The sequence below is a fragment of the Rhizobium sp. LjRoot30 genome (assembly GCF_964253915.1).
GTDB lineage: Bacteria > Pseudomonadota > Alphaproteobacteria > Rhizobiales > Rhizobiaceae > Metarhizobium.
In genome coordinates, this window is record NZ_CAXUSG020000002.1 from 613,808 (window position 1) to 627,591 (window position 13,784).

A 13,784-nucleotide genomic window follows, 5' to 3' on the forward strand; every position below is an offset into this window, starting at 1 on the left:
GATCAGCGGAAGAAGCGGTTGACCGGACGAACAAGGCCGAGGTGATCGCGCAAGGTGGTGCCCTCGTACTCCGTTCTGAACAGGCCGCGGCGCTGCAGTTCCGGCACCACCCGTTCGACGACATCGTCAAGACCCTGCGGCAGATAGGGGAAGACGACGTTGAAGCCATCGGACCCTTCTTCATGCAGCCACGCGGCCATTTCGTCGGCGATGGTTTCCGGCGTGCCGACAAAAGCCAGCCCGGCATAACCGCCATAACGCTGTGCCAACTGCCGCACCGTCAGCCCCTCGTCGGCAGCAAGTTTCAACACCTGTGCCCGCCCGCTCTTGCTGTCATTGGTCTCGGGAATCTCAGGCAGCGGCGCATCCGGATCGAAGCCGGAGGCGTCATGACCGAGTGCGATGGAAAGCGAGGCGATCGCGCTGTCGTAATGCACGAGGCTGTCGAGCTTCAGGCGCTTCTCGCGCGCCTCCTGAACGGTGTCGCCGACCACGACGAAGGCGGCGGGAAGGATCTTCAAATCGTCCGGCTTGCGGCCGACCGCCGCAAGCCGGCCCTTGATATCGGCATAAAGCGCCTTGCCGGCGGCGAGATCACGCGGCGCGCAGAAAACCACCTCTGCCGTTTCGGCCGCAAGCTGGCGGCCGGGTTCCGACTGGCCGGCCTGCACGATCACCGGCCAGCCCTGCGGCGGCCGGGCGATGTTCAGCGGACCGCGAACCCTGAGTTCAGGCCCCTTGTGATCGAGGACGTGCAGTTTCTCGGGGTCGAAAAAGATGCCGCTTTCGGCATCCCGGATGAAAGCCTCGTCGGCAAAACTGTCCCACAGCCCGGTGACGACATCGAAGAATTCCCGCGCGCGCCCATAACGCTCGCCATGCTCGACATGGTCCTCCAGACCGAAATTGCGCGCCGCGTCGGGGTTCGAGGTGGTGACGATATTCCATCCCGCCCGGCCGCCGCTGATATGGTCAAGCGAGGCGAAACGCCGGGCAATGTGATAGGGCTGGTCGAAGGTGGTGGACGCGGTTGCCACGAGACCGATCCGCTCCGTGACCGCGGCAAGCGCCGAAAGCAGCGTGAACGGCTCGAAAGACGTCACGGTATGGCTGCGGCGCAGGGCCTCGATCGGCATGTTGAGCACGGCAAGATGATCCGCCATGAAAAACGCGTCGAACTTCGCTGCCTCCAGCTTCAGGGCGAACGACGTAATGTGCTTGAAGTTGAAGTTGGCATCCGGGTAGGAGCCGGGATAGCGCCAGGCACCGGTATGCAGGCTGACCGGCCGCATGAAGGCGCCGAGATGCAGTTTTTTCGTATCGCTCATATCATTCCGGCCCGGTTAAAATCTGGTCTTCGGTGGCGGCCACCATCCGCGCCATTAGCCCCTTGTGGGGTGGCAGGATGTCCGCCACCAGCACATAAGGTGCCACGGCGGACGCTACAACAATCTGCCGCGCCTATGCCGAAAAGGTGATCGCCGCCGATCAGACAACCGCCGACGACCGACGCTTCGGCTGGAAATGCGCTAACCGGCAAGCAACAGCGATCCGACCACGCCGAGCAGGACGCGCGCACCGGAAATCATATGCGCGTCACTCACGAATTCCGCCTCGTTGTGACTGATGCCATTGCGGCACGGAACGAAGATCATGGCGGTCGGCGCCACGCGGCTGACGAACAGCGCATCGTGAAAGGCGCCGGACACCATTGGGCGGCTCTTGAGGTCGAGCGCCGCGCAGGTGTCCGCAATCGTTTCCGTGATCGATGATGCAAACTGTGCCGGCGCCATGTCGACGCGCCGGTTGATGGCGACGTCACAGTGCCAGTGGCGGCTTGCTGTCTCGCATTCCTGCCGGACATGCCGCTCCATCGCCGCAAGTGTTTCAGCATCCGGATGACGGATATCGACGGTGAAGGTGACCGAGCTGGGAATGACGTTGATGGAGCCGGGTTCGGCCGCAATGCGGCCGATCGTCAGCCGCGCCTGCGGATCGGCGGGCATGATCGCCGACTGAAGGCTTGCGATGACCATCGCCGCCGCGCTCATGGGGTCCTTGCGAAATTCGAGCGGGGTGGTGCCGGCATGCGCAGCCTCGCCGGAGAAGACGATCTCAAGCCATTTTGTCCCCTGCACAGCGGTGACAACACCGATGGGCACGTTCTCCCTCTCAAGGATTGGGCCTTGCTCGATATGCAGCTCGACAAAGGCGGATATGGCGTGGCCTATGGGACGCACTGCAGCTTCCGGCAGCGCTGCGAGCGTCGCCGCCAGTTCATCGGCCAGCACCGGGCCGTCCGTCGCATGTGTCGTCTGCCAGTCCGCCAGCTTTCCCGCCCCCGAAAAGGCCATGGATCCCATGCAGCCCGGCGAATAGCGGCTGCCTTCCTCGTTGGTGAAAGCGACCACTTCGACGGCACGGTCGGTTTCGGTTCCGGCGTCGGCAAGCGCTTCCAGCACTTCGAAGGCGCTGAGCGTGCCGAGCGCGCCGTCGAAACGGCCACCTGTCGGCTGGCTATCGAGATGACTGCCGATGAGGAGCGGCGGCAGGGACGCATCCTTGCCCTCCCGGCGAATGAAGAGGTTGGCGATCTCGTCCTGAAAGACCGTAAAGCCGCGGGCAAGCGCCCGTTCGGCCAGCAGCCGGCGCGCGATGCGGTCTTCGACACCCAAGGCCTGTCGGTTGACGCCGCCGGCCGGTGTTGCCCCGATCGCTGCAAAATCAGCAACGGAGGCGAGGAGGCGCGCGGCGTTGACCTCAGGCTTGATGTTCATCGGCCAAGGCCTGCAATGAAACGCTTGACCCGGTCCGGCTCGACGGCATTCCACCAGACGCCATCGTATTTGAGGGCGCTTGCGATGATCACGCCGTCGGCAACCGAGAGGATGTCGTTGGCATTGTCATGCGTGACGCCGCTGCCGACCAGCGTGGGCAACGATGCCGCCTCCTTGATCATTCTGATGTAGCCGAGATCGGCGGCGTGCCCGGTGCGCTGTCCGGTGGCGATGATGACATCGGCATCGAAAAAGACGAGATCCTTGACCTGCTCTTCGACCGGCCGGTCCGCCACGATGGCATGGGCGCCGTGCTTGACATGGGCATCGGCAAAGATGCGGATGCCGCGGGCCCGAAGATGGGCGCGGTAGCGCATGGCGCGGGCAGACTCACCCTCCACGAAACCTTCGTTGGCGATATAGGCATTCGCCCACTGGTTGACGCGAATGAACGACGCCGAGGAGGCGGAAGCGATAGCGAGCGCCGGGATCGCCGCATTGGCGAGCACGTTGATGCCGATCGGACGACCGAGCTCGCGGCGGATTCGGTCGGCGACGACGGCCATATGCGCCGACGTCTCGTGGCCGATGTCGTCGGGCTTGGCAAAGGGCACGTCGCCATGGTTCTCGACGATGACGGCATCACAGCCTCCGGAGAGATAGGCCCGCGCATCCGAAAGGCCGCGCTCGTAGATCGCCTCCACGCCTTCGTCGTCATAACGCGGCGCACCCGGCAGCGGCATCAGGTGCACCACGCCGATCACCGGCTTGTCGCGCCCGAAAAGCGATTTCAGCGTATCCTTGTCCTGTCGTCCGATGGGGTTGCTCATGGCGTTCACACGTTTTCCAGTTTGAATGTCTTGGTGAGGGCGGCAATTTCCGCCCGGGTGGGAAAGGAAGCGAGCGTGCCGGCTCGGCCGACGGCAATGCCAGCCGCCTGTGTCGCAAGCCTTGCGGCATCGGGCAGCGATGCGCCCTGTGCGAGGAGCCCGGCCAGCGTGCCGGCAAAACAGTCGCCGGCTCCGCTCGCATCAATAGCGTCGCGTTTTTCAGCCGGGATGTAGAGCCGGGAAGATGTGTCCACAATCAGAGCACCCTCGGAACCGAGCGTGACGATGACTGCGGTGGCGCCCATCGCAAGCAGGCGCTCGGCGGCACGCTCCGCATCGGTCTCGCCGGTCAAGGCCTCGGCCTCCGGCCGATTGACGACCAGAAGCGATACGCGGGCCAGATCCAGCGGGTCCACAAGAAGCGGGCTAGGGTTGAGAACCGTGAACAGCCCGGCCGCACGCGCCGCCTCCAGGCACTGCGCCGTGACGTCGGCGCCAAGATTGCCCTGCATCAGCAGCATGTCGCCGGCGCGCCAGGTCGATGCGAGCAGGCTCGTGGCAAGCGGATCGAACGCCTCCGCGCAGGCGGCCGCGGTCACAATGACGTTCTCACCTTGGCGATCGATCAGGATCACCGAACGGTCGCAAGGCAGATCGAGGTGCGACAGGCGCAGATCGAGAATATCGGCCGAGAGCAGGCTTGCCATCCGGTCACCGGCGGCATCCCGGCCGACGGGCGCCCAAAGCGTCACCGTCGCCCCCGTCCGGGCGGCGGCGGCGGCCTGGTTCGCTCCCTTGCCGCCCAGGCCTTCGACGGCAGTGCTCGCGTTCAACGTTTCGCCCGGCCGCGGCAGCCGCTCCAGGCGAAAACTCGTATCGACGCAGACATTGCCGACGACGTGGATGGTCATGACCGCGGACCTTCCGTTCAGTCCGTCGCCCAGGCGAGCATCTGCTCGAACAGGGTCTTGTAGCCCGGCCAGGCGATGAATTCCGGCGGCAGCCAATGCGGGCCGACGTCGGATGTCCAGACCAGCGTACGGCCTTCGCCATAGGTGCCGGTGACGAGCAACGGCAGCGAACCGTATTCCGACGAGACGGTCATCAGCTGGTTGGCACCTTCCTTCAGCACCACTTCGTTGAAGCCGAGAAGATAGGGGAACTCGCCGGAAATGCCCGCAAGGATCGGATGGGACGCATCGCCCGACACGACAGGCGTAAAACCTTCCGGCACTTCGACGCGGTCATCGACGGAAAGGCAAGACACCGGCAGAACCTCTTCCACCGCCGTCTTGCGGAAACGCGCGCCGCCATTGATGCCCTGGAAGGAATAATAGCCGCCGAACATCAGCAGCGATCCACCCTTGGCGACATATTCACGCAGCAGTTTCAGGCGGTTCGGCGTGCGGCGCGAATGGATCCAGGTGTCGGGATGCAAAAGCAGCGTGTTGGCGCCGATATCCGAAAGCACGATGGCATCATAGGCCTGCAGGCCTTCGAGCGTGCTCGGAAACTCCTTCTGCGCCTCGTGAGCCGGCATGAAGGTGACGTCGAAGGGGCTGTCCTTCAAGGCTTTCAGCAGTTCGTCCGCACCGGTGTGATAGGTCACGGTCGGGAACTGGTCGAAACCCTTGATATGGGTCGCGGTGGACACCCAGGATTCGCCGGCAAGCAGCACTTTCTTCTTGGTCATGGAACCTCCTTGTAGGGATGGGCCAGCGCTCAGCGCATGGCGGAAAAGACGGATTTCGGATTGTCGATCAGCATGCGGTCGATGGCCGCCTGGTCGACGCCGTGGCGTTTCAGCCGCGGCAGGAAGTGCTTGAGAATGTAACCATAACCAAAACCGCCATACCGCGTCAGCATGATCTTCAGGAAGACATCCTGCGACAGCAGCAGCCGGTCGCCGAAGCCTTTTTCAACAAGAGCGGCGATGGCGCGGGCATTCTCCTCGTCGGACGGCGACTGGGCGTCCTGATCGGCATAATAATAGTCCATGCCGATCATGTCGTATTCTAGGAAGGCGCCGCGTCTTGCCAGCGCCATCTGGTAATCGAGGTCGTTGTGGCTGGGGTTCATGTGGCAGAGGACGGTATGACGCAAATCGGCGCCTTCCTCCTCCACGACATCGAGCACGCGATGCGCCAGACGTTCCCAGCCCGGCAGATGGATGGAAAGCGGCAGGCCGGTGATGCGCGCCGCCCGCGCCGAAGCGCGCAGCGATTTTTCCTCCTCGGCAGTGAAATTGCAGCTGACGCCGACTTCGCCGATGATGCCGGCCATGATCTCCGGCTGCGTTTCACCGCCGCCGACATCATCGACGATGAACTGCGTGACCGCCTCGACATCCATGGCCTTCAGCCATTCCGGATGGGTATGCTCGAGATAGAAGCCGGTGCCCATGACGATCCGTAGGCCTGACATGCGGGCGATGCGGGCAAGACCGGCGGCATCGCGGCCGATGCCGAAATTGGTGGTCTCCACCACGGTGCAACCGCCGAGCGCCTGGAAACGCTTGAGTTCACCGAGTGCCAGGTCACCGTCGTCGAGCGAGACATTGTCCCGGTTCATGTACGGGTTCATGCGCAACTCGCCGATGATCTCGATCGAGACCTTCTGTTCGGCAATCGCCTTCTCGTCCGGATGGCAGGGGCATATCCAGCTGGTGGCGCCATCGAGAAAGATATGCTCGTGCATCAAGGTGACACCGAGTTCCTCCACCGGAACGGGGCCGGTGACGGTCATGGCGGTGCCGGACTGCACGCCGATGGGATGGCGCGTTTTCGATGCGTCCGTGAACAGGTGATCGAGCATGTTCAACGTCCCTTCGCGCCGCCGCGGAACAGGCGGAAATTCAGCCAGATCGCGATCAGGATGATGAAGCCGGTGACGATGGGCGTGAAGAAGGGCGACAGGTGCGAAAGGATGAGGCCATTCGCCAGCACCGCCACGGTAAGCGCGCCGAGAATGGTTCCCGTCAGCGAGCCGCGTCCGCCGAACAGGCTGGTGCCGCCAAGCACCACGGCCGCGATGACATCGAGCTCGAAACCCTGCCCGGCATTGGAGGAGCCGGAGCCGAGACGGGCGGCGAGGATGATACCGGCCGCCGCCGATGCCGTGCCCGAGAGCACATAGACCCAGAGGATGACGCGGCGCGTGTTGACGCCTGCCCGCCGCGTCGCCTCGGCATTGGCCCCGACGCCTGTGACGTAGCGGCCGAAATGGGTTTCGTTGAAGGCGATATAGGCGATGGCAAGAATGACGATGGCGATCAGCGCCGGAGCGGGAATGCCGAGCACCCAGGCACGTCCTATCGCCACGAAGGGGCTGGTCGGCTCGATGGGGATCGAATAACCGCCGGTGATCAGCAACGCGAAGCCGCGGATGACGGAAAGGCCGGCCAGCGTGACGATGAAGGCAGGGATGCGCTCATAAGCAATGAAATAGCCCTGGATGACGCCAACCGCGGCGCCGAGCAGCAGCATCAACAGGATGGCGAGCGGCCAAGGAATGCCGGCCTGGAGGGCCGCAGCGGAAAGCGTGGCCGTCAGGGCCAGCACGGAGCCGACCGAAAGGTCGATGCCGCCGGTGGTGATGACGAAGGTCATGGCGGCCGCGACGATCAGCAGCGGCGCGGATTGCCGGATGACGTTGAGCAGGTTCGGTGCGCTCAGGAAGGCATCCGTCGTTGCCCCGAAAAACAGGCAGCAGACGACGAAGAACAGCGCAATCGACATGACGCCGCCATTGGCGACGATCTTGTCGAGGATCGTCGTCTCGCGCATGCGCGGCGGATGGCTGGCATAGGCGTTGGGTTCGGAACTCATGCGGAAACGCCCTTTTCCCTGTTTTGGCCTGCGGAGCGGGCGGAAAATTTTCGCCCGACGATGAGATTGACGACGTCCTCGATATTGGTGTCCTCGATCCGGCGCTCGGCGACATTGCGCCCCTCATACATCACCTGGATGCGGTCGCAGACAAGGAAAAGATCCTGCAGGCGGTGCGTGATCAGGATGACGGAAACACCGCGCTGCGAGACGGTGCGAATGAGTTCTAGCACCGCCTCGACCTCGGCCACGGCAAGGGCCGCCGTCGGTTCGTCCATGATGAGCACGGAAGGATTGAAGGAAGCGGCGCGGCCGATGGCGATGGACTGGCGCTGGCCGCCCGAAAGGTTTTCCACCTTCATGCGGGTGTCGGGAATGACGATGCCGAGATTGGACAGCATGTCGCGCGCCCGTTCGTGCATCAGCTTCTTGTCGAGCATCGGCACGCCGGCGACGCGCCGCTTCGGCTCACGGCCGAGGAAAAGATTGCCGGCGACGTCGATCGTGTCGCAAAGCGCCAGGTCCTGGTAGACCATCTCGATACGGGCGGCGCGTGCATCCGCCGGCGACGTGAAGGCAACCTCTCTGCCGTCGATCTCGATCGTGCCGGCATCGGGGATCACGGCGCCGGATAAAACCTTGCTGATGGTGGATTTGCCCGCGCCGTTGTCACCCACCAGACCGAGAACCTCCCCGGGTTTCAGGTCGAGCGAGGCGTTGTCGAGCGATTGCAGAGCGCCATAGCGCTTGGAAATACCGGTCATCCGGACGCGGCTGACGTGCGTGTCGGTCATGGTCGAAGGCCCTTGCTGGAAATCCCGCCGCCCGGCCTGATCGACAGGCCGGGCGGCGGCGGCAGTTCGGCTTACTTGAACATCTCGCGATACTGATCGACATTCGCCTTGGTGACGATGGTCACGGGAACGTTGATGATCGGCTCGATCGTTTCGCCCTTCTTCACCTTGACGAGCGCTTCGACGGCAGCCTTGCCTTCACCAGCAGGATCCTGCTGGATGACGGCGGTCACAAAACCCTTGTCGATGCCATCGATGGCGGATTTCGTCAGGTCCCAACCGAAGACCTTGACCGAGTCGCCACGGCCCTGGCTATCGACGGCCGAAACCGCGCCGAGCAGCGCCGGTTCGCCGGTGGCGTAGAGCGCGTTCATGTCCGGGTTGGCCGTCATCAGGTTTTCAGCCGCCGAAAGGGCGACGTCCTGCACGTTCTGGCCATCGACGGTGTTGAGGAATTCGACCTTCTGGCCACCGGCTGCAACAGCCGCCTTGAAGCCGTCGAGGCGCTGGTTCTGGATGAAGGAGTTCAGTGCGCCGACGACGCCGACCTTGGCCGTTCCGCCCATGTCGCTCTTCACGTAGTCGGAGAAGAACTTGCCGATATCGCCGCCGGCCGCCGTGTTGTCGACGCCGACGAAGGCAATGTTGTCGCCATCAGGGATCTGCGCGTCGATGGCGATGACCGGAATGCCGGCAGCCTTGGCGGCGGTGATCGCCGGCTTCACACCGTTGACATCGATGGCGACCAGAATGATGCCGTCGACCTTCTGGGTGATGTAGGTTTCGATCGCATCGTTCTGCGCCGAAGGTACGTTGTTGGCGTTGAAGATGACCAGATCGACGCCAGCTGCCTTGGCGGCGGCATTGGCGCCGTCATTGATCTGGTTGAAGAACAGCGCCTGCTGGTTGATGGTGACAAGCGCGAACGTATCGGCGAAGGCGCTCGAAACACCCATGGAAAGCGTCATGGCGGCGGCTGCAACGCAGCCGAGAAGATATTTGGTCCGACCCATTTTTAGGTTCCCCTTGTTTGAAGCCGCGCGCGGCTGCACAATTTACGAGGGGCATTATTCAAGTGACTTGAACGATTGTCAAGATACTTGAATAACAAGCGCCGCGAAAGTCGTATAGGGAAATTTTCGAATTAAATCAGAATGTTGGCGGCGTATTCACCCAGAAGATCGAGGCGCGCTGGCTGCCGACGTTACGGTACCAATGGGCCAGTTCGGAGTTAAATACGAAACTATCCCCGGCCGACAGGCGAAAGGTCTTGTCGCCGATCATCAACTCGATCTCGCCGACGAGCACGTAGCCTACCTCCTCACCGACATGCTGGATAGGCCCGGCACTCTCGCCGCCGACATCGATATGGTGGATATTGCACTGGAGCAGGTGGCCCTGCGAATAAGGAATGACGCGCTCCAGCGATATGCCTTCGCCGCGCCGCAGCGGGTCGAGCGAGATCAGCGGGCGCGTGCCGGCGCGGAACACGACACCTTCGTCGGCATCGGTTTCCTCGAACATCCAGCCGATATTGGAATCGAGCGCCTGCACCAGACGGTGCAGCATGGGCAGCGAGGGTGAGGCCTTGCCGTTCTCGATCTTGGACAGCAGGCTCTCGGAACAATCCGCAGCCAGCGCCAGCGCCTTCAATGTCAAGCCACGCGTCTGCCTTGCAAGCCGCAGGCGTGCACCGAGCCGCACCGGATTCGACTGGACTTTATCCTCCCGGCTGCTTTCAATCGGCAAAGGCGGCTTGACCATATTCATGTTAGAGGCATCGCATTGATCGGGGAGACAATCATAGATCCTTCAATCAAGGGCTGTCCAGTGACGATCCTCGTGGGTCCTACCGGCTGCTCTCCCGGACGATCAGCTGCGGCTCGATCGTCACGTCGCGAACGTTTTGGACGTCATCGAGAATATCCAGGATCAGCTGGCCGGTTCGCTCGCCGATAAGCCGCGCCCCGGCATTGATGGTTGTCAGCGCCGGCACGCTGATGGCACCGATTTCGTAGTCGCCGAAACCGCCGATGGCCATCCGCTCCGGCACGGGCACGCCGCGGCGCTGACATTCCGTCAGCGCACCGAAGGCCGAAAGGTCCGACACACAGATAACCGCCTCGGAATCGGGATATTCCGTCAGCAGCCGCGCCATGGCATTGGCGCCCTCGCGCATCGAGATCGGCGGCGTGCCGCCATTGATCAGGCGTGACGCGTCGAGCCCATGATCGCGCAACGCCGCGATGAAGCCGAGGCGACGGTCGCTGCCGCGCGTATCCCGGCTTGCATCGCCACCGATGAAGGCGATACGCCTGTAGCCGACCGATACGAAATGATCGACCATGCTGCGCACGGCCTGGGCGTTGGAAAAGCCGACGAAATGGCCGATCGGTTCGGCCGGGACATCCCAGGTCTCGATGACGGGCACGCTGGTGTTTTCAAGCAGCTTTCGCGCCCGCGCGGTGTGCTTTCCGCCGGTGACGACGATGGCCTGCGGCTTGCGGCGAAGAAGCTGCTCGATCAGGCGCTCCTCCTCCTCGACATCGTAGTTGGTGTAGCCAAGCAGGATCTGGAAGCCGCGGGGATTGAGCGTCTCGGAAAGCCCACCAACCGTATCGGCGAAATTCGCATTGTTGATCGAGGGGATGGTGACGGCGATGAAATCCGTCTTTTGCGCGCGCAAGTTCGACGCGGTGGAATCGAAGACATAACCGAGGTCCTCGGCTACCTTCAAAATCGCCTCGCGCGTGTCCTTGCTGATCAGGCTGTTGGATTTGAACGCCCGCGAAACGGTCATGGGAGAGACACCAGCCTTGCGGGCAATGTCCGCCATGGTCGCTGCCTTGTCGTTCCGCATCCCTATCGCTCCGTTATCGTTACCATAATCTAATGCGCTGTCCTTGCCTCCTGCAAGCGGTCTGACAAAGAGGGCCGGGTCTCAAACCTCGGCGCCGATGGCCTTCAATGCGACCTGGGCAACCTGTTCGTCCTGCTCACCGGACCCCGAACCGACACCGATGCCGCCGAGCAGGATGCCATCGACGCGGATCGGCAGGCCGCCACGCAGGCCCGTCACATCGCCCTGGGTCGCGACAGCAAGCGGCACGCGTGCGTGCTCCGGCAGGCTTTGGCTCGCGGCGCCAATGGAGGCAGCCGTGCGCGCTTTCGCTGCAGCACTCTTCAGCGACAGATATCGTGACCCCTTCATCCGGAACGAGCCGAGGATGACGCCGCTTGCATCGACGATCACGATACATTGCGGCTGGCCCATCGCCTTGGCGGCATCGATGGCGGCCTGCAGCATCGCCAGAACGCCCATATCCGTCAATGTTGCGCTTGTTTCGGTAAAAGCCATTTTCATATCCTCCTGTATCGGCATCAGGCGCGGGCAGCGCCGCGAATAGCCAGGGACACCGCATAGACCGATGTCGTGGCGGTGATAAAGAGGCGATGTCGGTGACGCCCGCCGAAGCAAAGGTTCGAGACGGTTTCCGGCACGAGGATTTTTCCGCGCCGATGGCCATCGGGCGCGATGCAATGAACGCCGTCGCGGGCCGAAGACCAGAGATTGCCGGCTTCGTCGACCCGCATGCCGTCTGCGCAGCCCGGTTCGATGATATGGAAGACATCGCCGCCGGTGAGCTTGAAATCCGCACCGACGTCGAAGACCCGGATGTGCTGCGCATCGCCGCTGAACATCCGGCCGGTGTCGGCGACATAGAGGCGTTTTTCATCCGGGCTGAAGACGAGGCCGTTCGGGCAATTGAAATCGGTCAGCACCGCGCTGATAGTGCCGGAGTGCGGATCGATGCGGTAGACGTAACAGGGCAGTTCCTGTTCGGCACGCGCGCCTTCGTAGTCCGAAGCGATGCCGTAATGCGGATCGGTAAACCAGATGGCATCGTCCGAGGCGACGATCACGTCGTTGGGCGAATTCAGTCGCTTGCCGTCAAAACTGTCGGCAATCACGGTGATCGAGCCGTCATGTTCGGTGCGCGTGACGCGGCGGCTGCCATGCTCGCAGCTGACGAGGCGTCCCTGCCGGTCTCGGGTGTGGCCGTTGGAAAAATTCGATGGCGCGCGGAAGGTGCTGATGCCGGTCTCCGCGCTCCAGCGCATGATCCGGTTGCCAGGAATGTCGGAAAACAGCAGGCAATTATGATCGCCGAACCAGACGGGGCCTTCGACCCAGTCGAAGCCATCGGCCAGTTTCTTCAGCGGGGCATTCCCCAGCACATAAGTGGAGAATTCCTTGTCCTCCGCCACGAAAAACGACATGCCGATTCCTTCCTCCGAATTGCGAACGGCGGCACGATAGCCATCGCGCCGCGCCGGGCAAGGCCACAGACCTTTTCCCGAAACGCCGGATGCGACGCGAAGGCCGCATCCGGCAGGCAGGATCGCAGGGCTTATTTGCCCCAGATCTTTTTGTATTCGTCGCGGTAGCCGTCGTCCGGATCGAAAGTGTTCTTCGGGCCGCCATCGAACTCGACATTGTCCGTGGTGACGACATGCAGCGGCGAGATATAGCCGGACCATTTCTCGCCGGCAAAGGCGCGGTTCAGCTCGTCGATGAGCTGCCAGCCCTGCAGGTTGAGCGGTTCGGCCACGGTGACGGATTGGTACTGCTTGGCGCGGATGCGCTGATAGGCGCTTTCCGAACCGTCGCCTGCTGCAACGCTCTTCGGCGCCCCGTCGCCGGCAATGCCGGCTGCGGAAAGCGAAGGCCCCATGAAGTCGAAGTAGATGTCGTTGATCGCCAGCGAATGCGTCCACTGGGCACCGTATTTCTGCAGCAGCGTCGTGGTCAGCTGCGGCATGCGTTGCGACGTCTCGGCGATCGGCGTATCGACATATTCGAGTACGGTGCCGCCAAGCGCTTCGATCTCGGCCTTCATCTTGTCGGCCTTGGCGATGGCGATCGCATAGGTGGAGTCGGTGAAGATGATCACGCCGGGTTTGCCGCCGGCATCGACGAAGGCATAATCGGCCGCAGCCTTGGACACTTCCATCGCGTCGGTGGTGACGTTTGCGAAAACGCCGACCTCATCCACCGGGCCGACGGCGGGCGCCGCATGCCAGGCGACCATCGGGATGCCGGCCTTCTTGGCCTCTTCCATCGCCGGTTTCTGCTCGACGGCATCGAAGCCGGTGATGATGATGCCGCCGGGCTTCAGGGTCAGCGCCTGACCGAAGGCAGCCGTACGACCCTCGATAGAGCCGGCGCTGTCAATGACGTTGACGGACCAGCCGATCGCAGCAGCCGCCTCTTCGATGCCCTTGACGACACCGAGGATGCCGCCATTCTTCATGTCGGCGGCAACGACGACGACCGACTTGCCTTCGGCCGCTTTCGGGCCGGATGTCGGGCCGTCCCACTTCTCCACCTTGCTGGCATATTTTTCGACAACCGCCTTGGCATCGGCGATGGCATCGGCAAAGGCCGGGCCGGCCATCATCAGGCCAAGTACGACGGCAGTGGTCGTGGTCAGGAAATCTCTGCGTTTCACGATGTTATCCTCCCTATGAACGTGAGACATGCTTCGATTGGGT

The 13,784-nt window shown here is 62.7% G+C and carries 14 protein-coding genes; all 14 read right to left on the reverse strand.

Annotation, left to right across the window (positions count from 1 at the left end):
* Positions 1 to 2 precede the first annotated feature (2 nt).
* Positions 3 to 1,328 carry an LLM class flavin-dependent oxidoreductase gene (locus ACSQ3I_RS06815; protein ID WP_435997249.1) on the reverse strand — a complete coding sequence of 442 codons (1,326 nt, stop codon included), beginning with the start codon at positions 1,326 to 1,328 and terminating at the stop codon, positions 3 to 5.
* 201 nt (positions 1,329 to 1,529) lie between these two features.
* Positions 1,530 to 2,777, reverse strand: coding sequence for a Zn-dependent hydrolase (locus ACSQ3I_RS06820; protein ID WP_435997251.1), 1,248 nt, complete (start codon positions 2,775 to 2,777; stop codon positions 1,530 to 1,532).
* Positions 2,774 to 3,607 carry a BtpA/SgcQ family protein gene (locus tag ACSQ3I_RS06825; protein ID WP_435997253.1) on the reverse strand — a complete coding sequence of 278 codons (834 nt, stop codon included), beginning with the start codon at positions 3,605 to 3,607 and terminating at the stop codon, positions 2,774 to 2,776. The genes ACSQ3I_RS06820 and ACSQ3I_RS06825 overlap by 4 nt, the downstream gene beginning before the upstream one ends.
* A 5-nt stretch (positions 3,608 to 3,612) precedes the next feature.
* Positions 3,613 to 4,518, reverse strand: coding sequence for a ribokinase (locus tag ACSQ3I_RS06830; protein ID WP_435997255.1), 906 nt, complete (start codon positions 4,516 to 4,518; stop codon positions 3,613 to 3,615).
* Positions 4,519 to 4,535: 17 nt separating this feature from the next.
* Positions 4,536 to 5,300 (reverse strand): glutamine amidotransferase, encoded by a 765-nt coding sequence (locus ACSQ3I_RS06835; RefSeq protein ID WP_435997257.1) that lies wholly within the window; start codon positions 5,298 to 5,300, stop codon positions 4,536 to 4,538.
* Between the two features lie 29 nt (positions 5,301 to 5,329).
* Complete coding sequence (locus ACSQ3I_RS06840; RefSeq protein WP_435997258.1) at positions 5,330 to 6,421, reverse strand: phosphotriesterase family protein; 1,092 nt, start codon at positions 6,419 to 6,421, stop codon at positions 5,330 to 5,332.
* A gap of 2 nt (positions 6,422 to 6,423) precedes the next feature.
* On the reverse strand, positions 6,424 to 7,434 hold the full coding sequence (locus ACSQ3I_RS06845; protein ID WP_435997260.1) for an ABC transporter permease: 1,011 nt from the start codon (positions 7,432 to 7,434) through the stop codon (positions 6,424 to 6,426).
* Positions 7,431 to 8,228, reverse strand: a complete 798-nt coding sequence (locus tag ACSQ3I_RS06850) for an ATP-binding cassette domain-containing protein (protein ID WP_435997262.1) — start codon at positions 8,226 to 8,228, stop codon at positions 7,431 to 7,433. Before ACSQ3I_RS06850 ends, ACSQ3I_RS06845 begins: the two co-directional genes overlap by 4 nt.
* A gap of 71 nt (positions 8,229 to 8,299) precedes the next feature.
* Positions 8,300 to 9,241 (reverse strand): ABC transporter substrate-binding protein, encoded by a 942-nt coding sequence (locus tag ACSQ3I_RS06855; protein ID WP_435997264.1) that lies wholly within the window; start codon positions 9,239 to 9,241, stop codon positions 8,300 to 8,302.
* Positions 9,242 to 9,377: 136 nt separating this feature from the next.
* Positions 9,378 to 9,992 carry a cupin domain-containing protein gene (locus tag ACSQ3I_RS06860; RefSeq protein ID WP_435997575.1) on the reverse strand — a complete coding sequence of 205 codons (615 nt, stop codon included), beginning with the start codon at positions 9,990 to 9,992 and terminating at the stop codon, positions 9,378 to 9,380.
* An 85-nt stretch (positions 9,993 to 10,077) separates the two neighbouring features.
* Positions 10,078 to 11,088: a LacI family DNA-binding transcriptional regulator gene (locus ACSQ3I_RS06865; RefSeq protein ID WP_435997266.1), complete on the reverse strand. Its 1,011-nt coding sequence runs from the start codon at positions 11,086 to 11,088 to the stop codon at positions 10,078 to 10,080.
* A gap of 81 nt (positions 11,089 to 11,169) precedes the next feature.
* Complete coding sequence (locus ACSQ3I_RS06870; protein ID WP_435997267.1) at positions 11,170 to 11,586, reverse strand: heme-binding protein; 417 nt, start codon at positions 11,584 to 11,586, stop codon at positions 11,170 to 11,172.
* A gap of 23 nt (positions 11,587 to 11,609) precedes the next feature.
* Entirely contained in the window at positions 11,610 to 12,509 is a 900-nt protein-coding gene (locus tag ACSQ3I_RS06875) for an SMP-30/gluconolactonase/LRE family protein (protein ID WP_435997269.1), read from the reverse strand.
* Between the two features lie 131 nt (positions 12,510 to 12,640).
* Positions 12,641 to 13,741, reverse strand: a complete 1,101-nt coding sequence (locus ACSQ3I_RS06880) for an ABC transporter substrate-binding protein (protein WP_435997271.1) — start codon at positions 13,739 to 13,741, stop codon at positions 12,641 to 12,643.
* Positions 13,742 to 13,784: the final 43 nt, after the last annotated feature.

What these genes read in the sequence shown, in the direction of transcription:
- ACSQ3I_RS06815 (WP_435997249.1), bottom strand. Translation starts at nt 1,328, where the DNA reads ATGAGCGATACGAAAAAACTGCATCTCGGCGCCTTCATGCGGCCGGTC.
- ACSQ3I_RS06825 (WP_435997253.1), bottom strand. Translation starts at nt 3,607, where the DNA reads ATGAGCAACCCCATCGGACGACAGGACAAGGATACGCTGAAATCGCTT.
- ACSQ3I_RS06840 (WP_435997258.1), bottom strand. Translation starts at nt 6,421, where the DNA reads ATGCTCGATCACCTGTTCACGGACGCATCGAAAACGCGCCATCCCATC.
- ACSQ3I_RS06835 (WP_435997257.1), bottom strand. Translation starts at nt 5,300, where the DNA reads ATGACCAAGAAGAAAGTGCTGCTTGCCGGCGAATCCTGGGTGTCCACC.
- ACSQ3I_RS06855 (WP_435997264.1), bottom strand. Translation starts at nt 9,241, where the DNA reads ATGGGTCGGACCAAATATCTTCTCGGCTGCGTTGCAGCCGCCGCCATG.
- ACSQ3I_RS06820 (WP_435997251.1), bottom strand. Translation starts at nt 2,777, where the DNA reads ATGAACATCAAGCCTGAGGTCAACGCCGCGCGCCTCCTCGCCTCCGTT.
- ACSQ3I_RS06850 (WP_435997262.1), bottom strand. Translation starts at nt 8,228, where the DNA reads ATGACCGACACGCACGTCAGCCGCGTCCGGATGACCGGTATTTCCAAG.
- ACSQ3I_RS06845 (WP_435997260.1), bottom strand. Translation starts at nt 7,434, where the DNA reads ATGAGTTCCGAACCCAACGCCTATGCCAGCCATCCGCCGCGCATGCGC.
- ACSQ3I_RS06830 (WP_435997255.1), bottom strand. Translation starts at nt 4,518, where the DNA reads ATGACCATCCACGTCGTCGGCAATGTCTGCGTCGATACGAGTTTTCGC.
- ACSQ3I_RS06870 (WP_435997267.1), bottom strand. Translation starts at nt 11,586, where the DNA reads ATGGCTTTTACCGAAACAAGCGCAACATTGACGGATATGGGCGTTCTG.
- ACSQ3I_RS06860 (WP_435997575.1), bottom strand. Translation starts at nt 9,992, where the DNA reads ATGGTCAAGCCGCCTTTGCCGATTGAAAGCAGCCGGGAGGATAAAGTC.
- ACSQ3I_RS06865 (WP_435997266.1), bottom strand. Translation starts at nt 11,088, where the DNA reads ATGCGGAACGACAAGGCAGCGACCATGGCGGACATTGCCCGCAAGGCT.
- ACSQ3I_RS06875 (WP_435997269.1), bottom strand. Translation starts at nt 12,509, where the DNA reads ATGTCGTTTTTCGTGGCGGAGGACAAGGAATTCTCCACTTATGTGCTG.